This is a genomic window from Paracrocinitomix mangrovi (assembly GCF_019740355.2).
GTDB classification, from domain to species: domain Bacteria; phylum Bacteroidota; class Bacteroidia; order Flavobacteriales_D; family Crocinitomicaceae; genus Paracrocinitomix; species Paracrocinitomix mangrovi.
In genome coordinates, this window is the sequence record NZ_CP091819.1 from 2,221,786 (window position 1) to 2,237,654 (window position 15,869).

General features: G+C 35.6%; 12 protein-coding genes. 10 read left to right on the plus strand and 2 right to left on the minus strand.

Going from position 1 to position 15,869, the window contains the following annotated elements; translation table 11 throughout:
* Positions 1-188: 188 nt before the first annotated feature.
* Genes K6119_RS10175 through K6119_RS10195 form a run of 5 tightly spaced genes read left to right on the plus strand, consistent with a single transcriptional unit; the run spans position 189 to position 6,312 of the window.
* Positions 189-1,211 (plus strand): adenosine deaminase, encoded by a 1,023-nt coding sequence (locus K6119_RS10175; protein ID WP_221838743.1) that lies wholly within the window; start codon positions 189-191, stop codon positions 1,209-1,211.
* Complete coding sequence (locus K6119_RS10180) at positions 1,211-2,596, plus strand: FAD binding domain-containing protein (RefSeq protein WP_237827989.1); 1,386 nt, start codon at positions 1,211-1,213, stop codon at positions 2,594-2,596. The genes K6119_RS10175 and K6119_RS10180 overlap by 1 nt, the downstream gene beginning before the upstream one ends.
* Positions 2,593-4,842 carry a xanthine dehydrogenase molybdopterin binding subunit gene (locus K6119_RS10185; RefSeq protein ID WP_221838753.1) on the plus strand — a complete coding sequence of 750 codons (2,250 nt, stop codon included), beginning with the start codon at positions 2,593-2,595 and terminating at the stop codon, positions 4,840-4,842. Before K6119_RS10180 ends, K6119_RS10185 begins: the two co-directional genes overlap by 4 nt.
* Complete coding sequence (locus tag K6119_RS10190; RefSeq protein ID WP_221838755.1) at positions 4,842-5,327, plus strand: hypothetical protein; 486 nt, start codon at positions 4,842-4,844, stop codon at positions 5,325-5,327. The genes K6119_RS10185 and K6119_RS10190 overlap by 1 nt, the downstream gene beginning before the upstream one ends.
* 46 nt (positions 5,328-5,373) lie before the next feature.
* Positions 5,374-6,312 (plus strand): XdhC family protein, encoded by a 939-nt coding sequence (locus K6119_RS10195; RefSeq protein WP_221838756.1) that lies wholly within the window; start codon positions 5,374-5,376, stop codon positions 6,310-6,312.
* Here K6119_RS10195 and hxpB read toward each other — a convergent pair.
* Together hxpB and K6119_RS10205 are read right to left on the minus strand one after the other, a co-directional pair.
* Positions 6,309-6,968, minus strand: coding sequence for a hexitol phosphatase HxpB (gene hxpB, locus K6119_RS10200; protein ID WP_221838757.1), 660 nt, complete (start codon positions 6,966-6,968; stop codon positions 6,309-6,311). The two genes, K6119_RS10195 and hxpB, sit on opposite strands and share 4 nt — an antisense overlap.
* Positions 6,965-7,831: a hypothetical protein gene (locus K6119_RS10205; RefSeq protein WP_221838759.1), complete on the minus strand. Its 867-nt coding sequence runs from the start codon at positions 7,829-7,831 to the stop codon at positions 6,965-6,967. Before K6119_RS10205 ends, hxpB begins: the two co-directional genes overlap by 4 nt.
* An 88-nt stretch (positions 7,832-7,919) precedes the next feature.
* On the opposite strand from K6119_RS10205, the gene K6119_RS10210 reads away from it, so the two are divergent.
* The 5 genes from K6119_RS10210 to K6119_RS10230 all read left to right on the plus strand — a co-directional run bounded on the left by K6119_RS10210 (position 7,920) and on the right by K6119_RS10230 (position 15,831).
* Positions 7,920-9,185 (plus strand): LETM1-related biofilm-associated protein, encoded by a 1,266-nt coding sequence (locus tag K6119_RS10210; protein WP_221838760.1) that lies wholly within the window; start codon positions 7,920-7,922, stop codon positions 9,183-9,185.
* A gap of 59 nt (positions 9,186-9,244) precedes the next feature.
* Entirely contained in the window at positions 9,245-10,513 is a 1,269-nt protein-coding gene (locus K6119_RS10215; RefSeq protein ID WP_221838761.1) for a hypothetical protein, read from the plus strand.
* Between the two features lie 107 nt (positions 10,514-10,620).
* Positions 10,621-12,885 carry a CotH kinase family protein gene (locus K6119_RS10220; RefSeq protein WP_221838762.1) on the plus strand — a complete coding sequence of 755 codons (2,265 nt, stop codon included), beginning with the start codon at positions 10,621-10,623 and terminating at the stop codon, positions 12,883-12,885.
* Positions 12,886-12,994: 109 nt separating this feature from the next.
* Positions 12,995-14,266 carry a YHYH protein gene (locus K6119_RS10225; RefSeq protein WP_221838763.1) on the plus strand — a complete coding sequence of 424 codons (1,272 nt, stop codon included), beginning with the start codon at positions 12,995-12,997 and terminating at the stop codon, positions 14,264-14,266.
* Complete coding sequence (locus K6119_RS10230; protein ID WP_221838765.1) at positions 14,266-15,831, plus strand: T9SS type A sorting domain-containing protein; 1,566 nt, start codon at positions 14,266-14,268, stop codon at positions 15,829-15,831. The genes K6119_RS10225 and K6119_RS10230 overlap by 1 nt, the downstream gene beginning before the upstream one ends.
* The last annotated feature ends 38 nt before the right edge of the window (positions 15,832-15,869 follow it).

The window sequence follows — 15,869 nt, forward strand, 5'->3', positions numbered from 1 at the left end:
CGGTGACTAAGATAGTGTCTTTGAACTAGTTTGCCTAGTAAAACAAGCTATTAGAATGGTGATTTTCCTCTGTTTTCTAATTTAAAATGATTTAGGTGGTCAAATGATTTTTTCAATTGAGAATCAGGCAAAGCACTAATAAATAGATTTAACTATTTTTGATCCACACTACTTAAAGAAATAACAATATGAACACCTCAATCGAAGATTTCATAGCCGGAATCCCAAAGGCAGAACTGCACTTACATATTGAAGGAACTTTTGAACCTGAATTAATGTTTAAAATTGCCAAACGCAACAACAAACAGATCAAATATAATACGGTAGAAGAGCTAAAGAAAGCATACAGTTTTAATAATCTTCAAGAGTTTTTGGACATCTATTATGCGGGAGCAAATGTATTGATCACAGAAGAAGATTTTTATGATTTAACCTGGGCGTATTTAAAGAAAGTACATAGCCAGAATTTAGTGCATACTGAGATATTTTTTGATCCGCAAACGCATACAGATAGAGGAATTTCGTTTGACACTGTAATTAAAGGGATTTACCGTGCTTTGGAAGATGGAAAACAAAAATTGGGTGTTTCTTATAAATTGATCATGTCCTTTTTAAGACATCTTAGCGAAGAATCTGCATTTGAAACTTTAGAGCAAGCAATGCCTTATAAAGATTGGATAGCCGGAGTAGGATTAGATTCATCTGAAGTAGGAAATCCTCCTTCAAAATTTGAAAGAGTATTCAAAAAGGCTCAAGAAGCAGGCTTTTTAACTGTTGCACATGCCGGAGAAGAAGGACCAGCAGAGTATATTTGGGAAGCAATTAACTTATTGGGAATTACCAGAATTGATCATGGAAACAGATCAATGGATGATCCTGAATTGGTAAAAAAATTAGCCGAAAATCAAATTCCGCTAACACTTTGTCCATTGTCTAACCTGGAGCTTTGCGTGATTAATGACCTAAAAGATCATCCTGTAGTGAAGATGATGGAACAAGGATTATTGGTTACAGTTAATTCTGATGATCCGGCTTATTTTGGAGGATACATGAATGAAAATTATTTAGGAATTGCTAAAGCCTTGAATATGTCTAAAGAACAGATCACCGAATTGGCTAAAAACAGTTTTAAAGCAAGTCTTTTAACGGAAGTTGAAAAAGACAAAAGAATTGCAGAAATTGAAGCTTACTTTCAGTCACACAAAAACTAGTGGTAGCGTTTATATTAAATAATGAATTGGTTAAAACTGAACTACCGACAGGTTCATTGTTGCTAGACCTTATCAGGTATGACAAATGTTTAACCGGAACTAAAATTGGTTGCCGAGAAGGAGATTGTGGCGCCTGTACAGTTTTAATTGGAACTTTGAAAGATGGCAAGATTCAATATGAAAATGCCACTTCATGTTTAACACCAATTGGAAATGTGCAAGGAAAGCATGTTGTTACCATTGAAGGATTGAACATGGACGATTTGACTCCAGTTCAGCAATATATGGTTAAAGAATCCGGTACACAATGCGGATTTTGTACAGTTGGATTTGTCGTTTCATTATCCGGATTTTGTTTGGCAAATAAAAATGCTACTTACGAAGATGTCATTGCTTCTATTGATGGAAACATTTGTAGATGTACCGGCTATAAATCCATTGAAAGAGCAGCACAGCACATTACAGACGAATTGAAAGGAAAAGATACTGATCAAACTGTAAATTGGTTAGTTGATCAACAATTCATACCATCATATTTTAACACAATAGCTGAAAGATTAGCTGAGATCAATAATAATTCGTTGAAAGGAGAAGGTAAAATAGTTGGTGGGGGAACAGATCTTTATGTACAGCAACCGGATGATCTGATAGTTCAAAACGTAAATCACATCTCTAATTATCCAAATTTGAAGGTGATAAAAGTGATGGATGGTATTTGTACCGTTGGAGGCGGAACTACTGTATCTGACATTTTAAATAACACCTCATTTAATGAGATGTTTCCAAGGTTGAAAGAACACCTTAAATTGGTTTCATCTTCACCTATTCGGAATATTTCTACCCTTGCCGGGAACTTTGTAAATGCTTCTCCTATTGGGGACATGACCGCCTTTTTCCTGGCATTGAATGCTAAAATCACTTTTGAAAATGATCGATCTATTTATTTGAAAGACCTTTACAAAGGTTACAAGGATCTGGACATGGAGAAGAATGAGATGATCAAAAACATCTCCTTTAAAGTACCATCTAAAAATGCTCAATTCAACCTTGAAAAAGTGAGTAAACGAATCCATTTGGATATTGCTTCTGTCAATACAGCTGCTTTGATTGAAGTTGAAAATGAAATAATTGTAAACGCAAATATATCAGCAGGAGGTGTAGGACCTATTCCAACTTATTTAGATAATACATGCTCTTTTCTTATTGGAAAGAATTTAAATGCTGAAACTATAGTGGAGGCAAATAAAGTATTGCAAAAAGAGATCAGTCCTATTACAGATGTAAGAGGAACAGAAGATTATAAACGACTACTGTTAAGACAGCTTTTCTTTGCGCATTTCATTACGTTGTATCCTGAAAAAATTGCATTGGAGGAGATGGTATGAAGAATATAGATGCAAAAGGTCACGTAACAGGTAAGTCTATTTATGTAGACGATATACAACCCATTAAAGGAACTTTATTTGGAGCAGTTTTTACATCTCCTAAAGCACATGGTGAGATCCTTTCAGTGGATTACAGCAAAGCATTGGCCTATCCCGGAGTTAAAACAATCATCACACATAAAGATATACCAGGTGAAAATCAGATTGGTGGAATTTTACCTGACGAAGACCTGTTTGCCGACAAAGAAGTTCATTTTCAAGGTCATCCTATAGCATTGGTATTAGCAGAATCAGAATTGATTGCTTTTGAAGCCAGAAAGTTGATTGAAATTGAGATCAAGGAAAAAGAAGTTATTGTTGATCCCAGAGTAGCAAAAGAAAAAGGTTCGTTGATCATTCCACCAAGAACATTTAATCTGGGAGATGTGGATTCTACTTGGGATCAATGCACCTACATTTTTGAGGGAAAAGCTGACACTAACGGGCAAGAACACTTGTATATTGAAACGCAAGGAGCCTATGCGCAACCCATGGAGAATGGAAATATTCGTTTATCATCCTCTACACAGGGGCCAACAGCAGTTCAAAGAGCGGCAGCCAGGGTTTTAGGCGTTGGAATGCATAAAATTGAAGTAGATGTTGTTCGATTAGGAGGTGGATTTGGAGGAAAAGAAGATCAAGCAACACCTTGGGCGGTAATGGCTGCCTTGGCCTGTTATGTTATTGAAAAACCGGTAAAAGTGATTCTTCACCGAATGGATGACATGAAGATGACCGGTAAAAGACATCCCTATAGTTCTGATTACAAAATAGGATTGTCAAAAGACCTAAAAATTCTGGCGTACGAAGCTACTTTTTATCAGAATGCAGGAGCAGCTGCAGATCTTTCTCCGGCTGTAATGGAAAGAACACTTTTCCATTCAACCAACTCTTATTTTGTGCCTAATGTAAAAGCTACGGCCTATTCGTGTAAAACAAATCTTCCTCCTAACACAGCCTTTAGAGGATTTGGAGGACCGCAAGGTATGTTTGTAATGGAATCGGCAATTGCACATGCTGCAAAGGAAATTGGAATACCATCATTTGAAATTCAAAAAGTCAATTTGTTAGATGAAGGAGATGAATTCCCTTATGGACAAATTGCAGAAGGTGTTGAGTTGAAGAAGATTTGGAATGAGATGGAAACCACCAATCTTATTTCATCTACTAGACAAGCAATTGAAGATTATAATGCCAGAAATAAAGACTCCAAAAAAGGAATGTCTTTAATGCCTATATCTTTTGGAATTTCGTTTACAAAAACGTCCATGAATCAGGCTCGATCATTAGTTCACATTTACAGTGACGGAACAGTTGGAGTTAGTACAGGTGCTGTAGAAATGGGACAAGGTGTAAACACCAAAATGTTGCAAATAGCTGCCGGGATGTTTGGAATTGATCCATCTAGGGTTAAACTTGAATCTACCAATACTACCAGAGTAGCTAACACATCACCTTCGGCGGCAAGTGCCACTGCAGATTTGAATGGTAAAGCATTACAAGTAGCTTGCTCAGCTTTGATTGGCAGATTAAAAGATCACGCAGCCAAATGTTTTGATGTAACTATTGATGACATAAAGTTTGAAAAAGGACTTTTTTCCAATTCCCAAAATACATCATCTTTGAATTGGAAGCAGATGATAGAATCTGCATTTATGGCCAGAATTTCACTTACAGAAAATGGTCATTATGCCACTCCGATTATCAATTTTGATCCAACAAAAGAAAAAGGACATCCATTTGCCTATCATGTATATGGTTTAGCATTAACAGAAGTAACTGTAGACTGTATTAGAGGAACCTATGATTTTGACGCCGTTCATATTATTCATGACTTTGGAAAAAGTATGAATATGGATGTTGATTTGGGTCAAATTGAAGGTGGTTTGGTTCAAGGAATAGGCTGGATGACTTGCGAAGAAATCGATTATGATGAAAATGGAAGATTAAGATCAAATTCATTATCTACCTACAAAGTTCCGGACATTTATTCTGTTCCAAAAGTAATTGATGTAAAAGGGGTGACAGCTGAAGGAAGCGAATTAGCAATTTTGAAATCAAAAGCTGTTGGAGAACCTCCATTAATGTATGGAATTGGAGCATATTTTGCTATTGAAGATGCAGTAAAAGCATTCAACCCAAATTATATCCCAAGATTTAACGCACCTTTCACCCATGAAAAGGTATTGATGGGATTATACAGCTGATGGCAATTCAATATAAACAATCCGATATCATCAAAGGGGGAATCATTTATGCCCTGGGAGATACAATTGCTGCTCTTATCTCCCAAGATTTTGAGTGGATCAGATTTGTCGGTATTTTGGTTATAGGCGCAACCATATACGCTCTGGAAATACCAAATTACTTTAAGTGGATTGATAAAAAAGTAGCGTCTGATGGTAGTATAAGTAGCTCGTTCAAAAGGGCAGGTTTGGCCATGTTATACTTCAATCCGCTTTGGATTGCCAGACACATTTTATTCATACAACTTTTGACAGGAAAATATGATCAAATTGGTTGGGGAATTCTCATTGCCGGATCACTATCATTTGTATTCAATATTCCATTATCATTAGCAGCTAACTATCTAATTCAAAATAAAGTTAGCTTGAAAAATCGCTTTTTAGCCAGTGCTATTTTCTCTGGTTTAATGGCCATTTATTATTCACTCAGTGCCATTTGGTTTTAAACGATTTATCCGAATAGAAGGGTACTTTTGATATCTTTATTAATTGATGAATATCTGGGAGAACATAAAATCTGAAATAGACCAAGGAAACAGAATTGTACTCATGTATGTTTTGGACGCCATGGGCAGCAGCCCTGGAAGACAAGGCTTTAAAATGATAGTGAGCGATTCGGGAAAACTTGTTGGCTCAATAGGTGGAGGATTTATGGAGCACAAATTAGTAGAACTTTGTAAACAAGATCTGCTGAAAAGAGAGTTCGATCCTTTTATTAAAAAACAGGTTCATCAAACCAATATTCCTAAAGATCGCTCAGGAATGATCTGTTCAGGTGAACAATGGATTGCTTTCTTCTCTATTGATCAAAAAGATACCGGATGGATTCAAAAAATAATAAGTAAAGAGCAATCTACATTGGTTCTGACACCTCAAGGAATTCAGCTAAGTGAGGAACTAATCAAATCACAATTTAAATCCAAAATTGAAGATGAAAATCATTGGATTGTCAAAGAGGATCTTCACGTAAAACCTGCTCTACATATTGTAGGTGGTGGACACGTTGGATTTGCTGTTTCTAAATTGGCACACGAAGTTGGATTTAGCATTAAAATCTATGATGACAGGGAAAGATTAAATACTATTGAACAGAATGGATGTGCTGAGTTTATCCAAATTGATGATTACGAACAATTGGGAAATATCATCCATTCTAACAGTGATGATTATGTCGTTTTGGTTTCTTTTGGTTATCGCACCGACAAAATGGCTTTAAAATCACTACTGAATCATAATTTCAAATACCTGGGAATGATGGGCAGTAAAGAAAAAGTCAAAAAAATAATGGAAGAATTAGTGACTGAAGGTGTGTCAAAAGAAAAGCTGGCTAATGTGTACTCGCCAATTGGTATTGACATTCACAGTAAAACACCCATTGAAATTGCCATCAGTATTATGGCACAAATTATCAGTGTAAAAAATAAAGATTAATCGTTCCAGAACTTTTGCAAACCTTCCAAATCAAGGTGATTCAAACTAGGTATTATTAAATCTGCCAACTTTAATCTTTCATCATATTGATGCGATTTTTCAGGAACTGCTACTACTTTCATTCGAGCAGCTTTAGCAGCAATAACACCATTCAACGAATCTTCAATTACCAGGCAATCAGTTGGATGAATATCTAATTTTTGGGCGGCTGATAAAAATACTGCCGGATGAGGTTTACCATGAGACTCATTTTCTGCTGAATGAACGGAATGAAAGAAGCCGGCTATTTCTAATTTATCCAATACAACTTCTAATATTCTATTAGCAGATGAAGTTGCTAAGCCGATTTTCAGTCCCTTAGATTGAATAGCTTCCAGAGATTCATAAACTCCATCTAACGCTCTACCCTGCGCTTTTATTTCTCTAATTAAAACTGCCACAATATCTTCTTCTACTTCTTGAAGAGATCTTCCTTCCCACCCTACTTTATTGTGCCACATTTTCACTACCTCATCAATGCGCAAGCCAACTGTTTCCTCACAATCCGTATGAGTTAAATCTAAACCAACTCTCCCAAAACCTTCTATTTCGGCAATTTTCCAAAGCGGTTCAGAATCAATCAAAACGCCATCCATATCAAAGATTACTGCTTTCATTTTAAGCTTAATTTATAAAGATTTCCTCCACCAAAGCCTTTCCTGTATTCATCCGTCATGTAGAGTACATTTTTGGTCAAAAAACCAATACCTTCTCTTTGCTTTATGCCTTTTAAATTATAGCTCTGGATTTTACCGTTCCAAAACTGATGTGATGTAAAATTTGAAATAATATAAAACCTACTATAAGTGAGTATCACTAACTTTTTGCTTTTTGGATGATAATCTGCTGCAGTTACTGAACAAAACATCCAATTGGAATCACACAACTGAATTGACCCTATCTTTCTGGCTTTGTAATGACCAGGCTTATCGGGCAAAACATACACATTCGTAATTCCTGTAAATGGTTTACTTCTGCACTTAGTGAAAATATAAATGCTATCATTCATCCATACCATTGCCTCGGCATCAAAATTCATATTTGATTCTTTAGGTGGATATGCGAACTGATCTTCGTAATTAAATGTGATTTTATCGGCTTTTATTTCACCGTTTCCATCTTCGATTAAATCTTTATCCAAAATGTAGATAGCACATTCTTTACGCTTATTCAGATTGTTTCCGAAATCACCAATGTAAACCCTGTCTTTATCATCAATAGCTAAATCCTCCCAATCTACATTTTTAGCATCTTTAATTTCCAAAGTACGGACAACTTTACCTTCAAAATCCAAAACGTAAAGCTTTTCCTTATTGCCCCCATCATTCAATGTAAGAATATACTTTCCCTGATAAATTTGAACGGCAGAAGTTTCATACAATTTCGAAGGTAAATCGGCAATTTTATCTACAGAAACTTGCGCTATTACAGTAGAACTGCACCAAATGATACCAAAAAATATTCCCGAAATTTTCTGCATGCTTAACATTCTCATTCAAAGTTAATACCATTTATGGAAGGATCTTGTCTAACACATATTTCATATCTTTAATTTAAAATCTTTTAAGATGCTAAATCCTAGTAGCGCAGGTTGGATTAAAAAGTACTTTTCCTTGATTGATGAATTTGAAATTCATCTGGAAGATTACAATCTAAAACTAAGTCCCGAAGAGTTTATATACGGACAACTTCAACCTAGCGGGATGATCTACGGTTTTCAAGTAAGGTTTATTTTTTTAGAAAATGAAAACACCGATAAATGGTCGGGAGAAGAGAAGTTCAAAGTGCTACTTCTGGAATCACTGTTAATAGCAGATTATGCTCATTTCGGATCACTCTCACTTGAAAACATTGAAGATTCTTTAAATAGATTTGTTGATTTTTATGAAGAATCTGAACTGGAAAAAGCTAAGAAAAACTGGCTCAATTTTAAAGATTTGGATGTTTACGGTAAGCTAGAATCCATCATTGAACAGAGGGTAGGAATTAAAATTAGTTTATCAAATAGACTTTGGACTTCATACCTACATAATAGTTTACTTTTTCAAGACATTGTGCTGTACTTTGAATATTATCAAACTGGAAAACCAGATGATATCCAAACAAAAAGGCGCAAACAAACTTTAAACATATTAATGGTCATTGCCGCAGCAGCTAGTGCTGATGGAATTATTACTGAAGAAGAAACGGCCTTGTATAGTATCTTTTTAGCCTCATCAGGACTAAAAGATCAGGACCATATTTTAGCCAAGAGTTATATTGAAAATAAATTAGATTTGTCCCATTTGGTGTTTGAATATCAGATGTCATGGTTAATGAGCAGATACTTTTTAGAAGTAGCCATTTTAACTGTTTGGAGTGATAGAGTTGTAGAACCTGAAGAGCAAAAATTTTTGGAAGAACTTTACCAAAAGTTAGAGGTTGATGAAGAGGAATTTGACAAATCATTTATCGCAGTTCAAACTTTTGTGATTGACAATGCAGATGCAGTTCCATTTTTAAGAGGTAGTAATGATTTAGATCAACTTCTTAGCAGTGCCGGAGATAAATGGAAAAAGATTTTATCCAGAAATAAAGATAAGTTGGCTCTTGAGTTAGCTCAAAGTAAAGAGTTAGTGCAATTAATTGCCAAGTCTACCACTACAGATTTATCAAAAGAAGAAAAGAAAAAAGTTAAAAGTCAATTCAAAGACCTGGCTAAATCAATACCTGCATTTACCCTTTTTATGTTGCCTGGCGGAAGTGTTATCATGCCCTTTGTTTTAAAACTAATTCCAGACCTGGTTCCATCCGCGTTTAGAAGCAATCAAATAGACGAAGAGCCCAAGAACTAAAGGTTTTAGAAGTTGGCACGCGATTTGTTAAAATTCTGTTAAATTTTAAAAATGATCGCATGAAAAAAGTAGTACTGGTTGCAGGTCTATTGGCCTGCAACTTGATTTTCTCCCAAGACAATCATCCTTATTTTATTAAGAATTACAAAGCCCCGGATTTTAAACTGAGATACCTCATGGCAAATTTCGGAAGTAATGGTTCAGGAAATTTCGTTTCTGACAATTTCGACTCTAGATTAGATGGCTCACTGCATTACTATCACATATCAAATAGTAAAAAATATCAAGGTGAAGTTGGTTCAACTTATATTTTAAGATTTGGTCATTCTAGTGATACAAATCATCATACCATTGGACTGTCCAATCAAATTGCCAACAACATTCAAAATAGGTTTTACTTTAAAGAACTTTGGTTTGTTGGAGTGCATGATTATTCAAGCATTAGATTGGCCAACAGCGGTGAAACCAATCAAAATGGAAGCGCCTCTTTTAGATTGTTTATGCAACCACAGGTTTCTATTGGATATGGCCGTTTAGAATACGTACAATTTGCAAGAAGAGCAATGGACATTGAGTATCTTTTTAAAAAGAATAAGATCTATAATGAATCCTTTTCAGAAAATCAACTGAAAACAATAGCTGATAAAATTGCCTTGATCTCAAACAAAAGATATTTAGATCGTAGAATTGGACTTATGGATCAGTTAGAATTACTGGATAATACCCTGCAAGATTTAGGTATTGGCTCTGAAAAAAACATCCGATACTTTGCACAATTAATGGACAGTTATGTTTTTGCCAATCATATGCATAGACGAAGCGGTTTTAGAGCAGAATTAGGGGTGTCAGAATCACTCGGCATTTTTTATAATACAGCAAGTCCTTTGGATTTAGGTTTGAATTATACACACGGATTCCTTGATCTACAGTATCACTTGCCTACTAATTATGCACTTCAACATACCTTTAGATTTTCAACTTTGGGTGGAATTCGTCAAGATTTAATCAACAATAATAATGAACCTGGATTGTGGGCCATTGCCAACTACACATTGGGTTGGTATCCAAATACCAGAACTGAACTATACACTAATGCTACTTTAGGTTCAAGTTTTGAAGACAATGATGCAGGATACTATTCTCAATTGTCTTTAGATTTTTACTATTATTTCAGTCCCAGGTTTAGACTAAATGCAACAGCCTCTTATTACTTGGGATCTACTTATACTCAGCCAACTATATTCAATTTGGTTCCAAGTACATCAAATGTTAACGGTGGTCTACATGGCTATAGGTTCAACCTGGGTTTTAGCTACGCAATATTTTAACCTAAAATTTTCATACATCCACGATTCAACTTAGGGCGTCAAATAGAAATATTTGGCGCCCTTTTTATATTGTCGTAACTTTAGCTTAACTTTTGGTTAATAGACAGATGAAAAAAACGGCAAGCTTACTCCTTGTTATCTTCTTTTTTCTCATTGGAGAGATTAATATTTCCAGATCGCAGTACATATTCGATCCTAACTACGTACATACATTTGAAATCAACTTTTACGATAGTAACTGGGATTATCTTTTAGATTCAATGGCCACTGCACAAGTTGGTACCGGTAGTGGAACAGGTAGAATTTTGGCTGATGTTATTATTAATGGAATTCAATACGATAGCTGCGGTGTGCGGTATAAAGGAAACAGTTCCATGGATACCGCAAGCTATAAAAACCCTTATAACATTGATTTAAACTGGGCAGTAGCAGGACAAGAGCATCAAGGAAAAGATAAGTTCAAACTAGCCAATTGTTTCTCAGATCCAAGTATGGTCAGAGAAGTATTGATGTATGAAATCAGTAATCAGTATATGGATTGTCCCCGTGCAAGTTTTTGCAAGGTTTTCATCAATGGAGATTATGTAGGCGTTTATACAAATACAGAATCCATAGACAACGAATTTTTAGATCAACACTACGGAGACAGTGACAATGCTTTTTTCAAATGTGATCCGATTTCATTTCAAATTTTTGGAGACAATTCTAATCTATCCTATTATGCTGATAGCATGGCTTATGACACATTGTATGACATGAAATCGCTTTACGGACTAGGAGAACTTCAAGCTTTTTGCAATGAATTAAATAACAATCCTGGAAATATTGAAAATGTCCTGGATGTTGACAGAGCCCTTTGGTTTTTAGCTGTGAGTTCTGCTTTTGTTCACAATGATGGATATACTGCATTTGCGCACAATTACTACATCTACAAAATGACCAATGGAAAATGGAGTATTATTTTGTGGGATGTAAATATGGCTTTTGGTGGATTACCTTGGAACGGAGCAACTTTAGCCACTCTTGATGAAAATGACATGATCAATCAAGATCCGTTTTTACATATTAATTCACCAAACTTCAGGCCTCTCATCAGCAAATTGCTGAGTAACCCAATGTATAAAAGAATGTATGTAGCTCACATGAAAACGATACTTTCAGAAAATGTGAGTAATGACTATTATTTACAGAGAGCTGAAAGTTGGCAACAACAAATAGACACCATTGTCACCTATGAACCCTATCCTCAATACACCTATCAGCAATTTCAAGATAACTTGTATACTAGCATTGGTTCCTGGCTTGGATTTAGAGCAGGATTGGAATCTTTAATGTCAGGTAGATTAACCTACTTGAATGGTTTACCTGAATTCCAGGCATTGCAACCCACTATTAGTAACATAAATGCTCCCAGCAGTCCGGATCCTTTCTCTTCTGTTTCAATTACAGCCGAAGTGACTGATGCCAATGACGTTTACTTAGGATATAGATATGGCGAATTTGAATCGTTTAACAAAGTACTTATGTATGATGATGGAGCTCACAATGATGGAGCTTCAGGAGATGGAATTTACGGGACTTCCATCTGGGTGAACGCGCTGGAGGTTGATTATTTTATTTATGCTGAAAACGCCAATGCCGGAAAGTTTTCTCCTGTGCGAGCAGAATATGAATTTTATACATTAACACCTAAAAAAGGACTGGTAATCAATGAAATATCCGCATTAAATGTTTCAATTGCACAAGATTTAGCGGGTCAATATGATGATTGGATTGAGTTGTACAACAATTCTGATCAAGCCGTATTACTAGATGATTACTATTTTTCTGATCATCCTGATACCCTTCAAAAATGGACCATTCCTTTTACAAATTTCTATTTAAATTCGGGTGAGTATTTTATAATTTGGGCAGATAATGATCTTTTACAATCAGGTGTTCACGCCAATTTTAAACTGAATAGTAATGGTGAGGGATTATACATGAGCAATTCAACCGGAGAGATCATTGATCAGTTAATTTATCCTCAACAACAAATTGACATCTCTTATGGTAGATTTCCAAATGGAACAGGAAACTTTAATTACCTAATTCCAACATTTGGAGCTGAAAATAGTCAATTAGCTGGGCAATCTGAATCAATCAATAAAAATGAATTTATCATTTATCCAAATCCGGTAAAAGACAATCTTACCATTTCAACTAATACTGATAATCCATTGGACATTGAAGTTTATAATTTGCTTGGGCAGATAGTGATGACTTCAAAAACTCAAGGACCAACTACTACTTTAAATGTAGAGAGTCTAAAAAGTGGCAATTACATTATACGTATCCCAGGCATTGGAGCTCAACAACTTGTAAAGCAATAGTCTGCTTATTCATCTGATTTTAAGTACTATTCATAGTTTTTTTGAAGCAGCATTAAACCATTCAACACATCTTTGGTCTAATCGCAAAACCATTAATTAAGAATCAATTATGAAAATTACCTCTACCATTTTTTTAGTGGGTAGCTTGAGCATTTCTTTTGCTCAAGATCCACAAGTAGATTCGTGGATGTTAAACACAAGTGGCACACTTGCATCTTACGAATATTATCCGGGAATGCCTCCCACCACTCAAACAGTAAATATGACAGATTCTGCAGATATACTGCAAGTTTGTTATGACAACGATTATGTATACATCCGCACAAATGGCTTGGCTAGTTATCAAATGGGACCATGGGAGATGAATCCAAACGTTCCGCAAGCCATTTCAAGTACCTATCGTTTTCCTAGAAATCCTATGGAAGAAACAGGAACCAAAACACCTCAGCCAGTTGTAGGCGCATTGGGTGTAGCCAAAAACGGCATCAAATTATATGGTGCAGGAGATGCAAGATCATACAATTCAGGAACTGGTCAAAATGACGGTAATGGAGATGGTTTATGGAATGGGGATGCCTGGGCTTCAGAAGGAGCTACTATGGATGCTTCAGGATCCGGACACCCTGATCAAAATGGAAATTACCACTATCATGCTACTCCAACAGCACTTTATGCCGGACCAACAAATCAACATTCACCAATAATTGGCTGGGCTTTTGACGGTTATCCAATTTACGGACCATACGGTTATTCAGATTCATTAGATGACCAAAGTACAGTTGTGAGAATGGAAACCAGTTTTCAATTGAGAAACATTACAGATCGTACGATTTTACCTGATGGACAAACTTCAACTCCTCCTGGTCCTGCAATTAATGCTACTTTTCCTTTAGGAACGTATTGGGAAGATTATGAATTTGTGCAAGGTTTGGGACATTTAGATGAATACAATGGTAGATATTGTGTTACACCTGATTATCCTGGAGGAACGTACGCTTATTTTATCACAATGGACGGTTCAGGAACACCACAATTTCCTTATATCACTGGATTGGAATATTACGGTCAAATCTTAAATACCAATGAAATTGGAGGAATGGCAGGTAATATTACTATTCCCGCATCAGTCACTTGCGTTACAACTGTTTCTGTTGAAGAAAACGAACTAGATTTTTCAGTTTATCCAAATCCTGCAACTGACATCTTAAAAGTAGATGGTATAGATGGAGCTAAATACACTATTATCGACCAACTAGGAAGAGAAATTTCTACAGGTAAGGTGGCTGGAACAATTGACATTTCTGCATTTGAAGGTGGATCATATATGATTCGTTTTGAAATGAATGATTTAACTTCGTTTAGAAGATTTATCAAAGAATAATGAAGTTTTCTCTCCTGATTTTGTTGATTTTACCAGTCTTGTTCTGCACTGCTCAAAGTGGAGGATTAAAAGGCAATTTCGGATCAGGAGGCAAATTATCAATAAACATTGATGACCTGGACGAATTGGTTGGATTATTCAAAGACGATTCAGGTAACACCTATTTTTATGGAAACACCTCCGATTACCACGGAGGTGTTTATCCAACCGACTTTTTTATAGGAAAATTGGATGAATTTGGAAACCTGGATAATTCGTTTGGAACAAACGGTATTTTCAGATCAGATTTTCCCGGATATTCAACTAGTTCTATTAACCAAGCAATTTGGCACAATAACGAGATCTATTTTATTGGTCAAGGCATTAACCCGAGTGAACCGGATACCTTTCTCATATTTATTTCAAACCTGTCAGCCAATGGTCAGATAGACAATACATTTTCAAATAATGGCTTTTTTACAGATGACTTTTTAGGCAGTTATAATACCGCTGGAAGCATCATTATTGATAGTCAAAACAAACTGGTATTTTGTGGTTCTACAACTGATGATCAAGGAACTTTAATTGAATATGCTCTTATTGGAAGAATGGATTTGGACGGCAATTTGGATGTTACATTTGGAAGTACAGGTGTACGTGTGTGGGATACTTTTGGAGGTTCATTAATTGACGCTTATCATCTTCCACCTTCATATGACCGACATGGTGAAGGAGCCTATTTATCTGAAATAGTTGAAATCAACAATAACTATTTTGTTTGCGGAAAATATGTTGCTACCTCGTTTACGCAACTTCATTTTTTTAGTGTTTCAAAACAAGGAGATATTAATCCGGATTTTATCAGCTATGGTCCACAAATTTTCCAAATAGACCCAGGATATAACCATTGGGTGCAGGACATTGCTTTTAATGGAGAAGATATCATAATGGCAATTAGAACTGATGGACCTTATTTTGAGGGTCATCACTTACTTCAAAAAGTTGACACTATAGGAGTGATAGGCGATATTATAGACATAGAGAAAAGTGGATATTCATTGCGAACAAATTTTTTGGAAATGTGGAACAATAAGCTATTTGTTGGGGGATATAGTTTAAATAACAACAATGCCGGTCCGGGATATCATTCAGACGATTTTTTAGCATTTTGTTTAAACGATCAATTTGATACCCTAAGTGAATTTCAATTCAATCACAATTTCAATTCAGGAGATGAATTAGGAGCCCGAGACATTGAAATGCACAACGATTATGGTGTTATAGCAGGATTTATGAATGTTAACATTGACACCAACTTTACTGATTTGGCATTTATGGCATTCAATGTTGAATCAACTTTAGAAATACAAAATGAATCACAAAATTCAATCAATATTTATCCGAACCCTTCATCCACATATATTCAAATAGAAAACTACCAGGGATATTATGAAATCCACAATTTTACCGGGCAAAAAATAAAAAGTGGATTGTGCGATTCTCAAATAGATATAGCTGATATTCCAAATGGCTGTTACCTATTTAAAACGGCCAATTCAATTGAAAAATTTGTCATTCAAAAGTAACTAATTCCACTTGAGGTTGTTTTACTGTTAAACCCTCA

What these genes read in the sequence shown, in the direction of transcription:
- K6119_RS10175 (WP_221838743.1), top strand. Translation starts at nt 189, where the DNA reads ATGAACACCTCAATCGAAGATTTCATAGCCGGAATCCCAAAGGCAGAA.
- K6119_RS10185 (WP_221838753.1), top strand. Translation starts at nt 2,593, where the DNA reads ATGAAGAATATAGATGCAAAAGGTCACGTAACAGGTAAGTCTATTTAT.
- K6119_RS10190 (WP_221838755.1), top strand. Translation starts at nt 4,842, where the DNA reads ATGGCAATTCAATATAAACAATCCGATATCATCAAAGGGGGAATCATT.
- K6119_RS10195 (WP_221838756.1), top strand. Translation starts at nt 5,374, where the DNA reads ATGAATATCTGGGAGAACATAAAATCTGAAATAGACCAAGGAAACAGA.
- hxpB (WP_221838757.1), bottom strand. Translation starts at nt 6,968, where the DNA reads ATGAAAGCAGTAATCTTTGATATGGATGGCGTTTTGATTGATTCTGAA.
- K6119_RS10205 (WP_221838759.1), bottom strand. Translation starts at nt 7,831, where the DNA reads ATGCAGAAAATTTCGGGAATATTTTTTGGTATCATTTGGTGCAGTTCT.
- K6119_RS10210 (WP_221838760.1), top strand. Translation starts at nt 7,920, where the DNA reads ATGCTAAATCCTAGTAGCGCAGGTTGGATTAAAAAGTACTTTTCCTTG.
- K6119_RS10215 (WP_221838761.1), top strand. Translation starts at nt 9,245, where the DNA reads ATGAAAAAAGTAGTACTGGTTGCAGGTCTATTGGCCTGCAACTTGATT.
- K6119_RS10220 (WP_221838762.1), top strand. Translation starts at nt 10,621, where the DNA reads ATGAAAAAAACGGCAAGCTTACTCCTTGTTATCTTCTTTTTTCTCATT.
- K6119_RS10225 (WP_221838763.1), top strand. Translation starts at nt 12,995, where the DNA reads ATGAAAATTACCTCTACCATTTTTTTAGTGGGTAGCTTGAGCATTTCT.
- K6119_RS10230 (WP_221838765.1), top strand. Translation starts at nt 14,266, where the DNA reads ATGAAGTTTTCTCTCCTGATTTTGTTGATTTTACCAGTCTTGTTCTGC.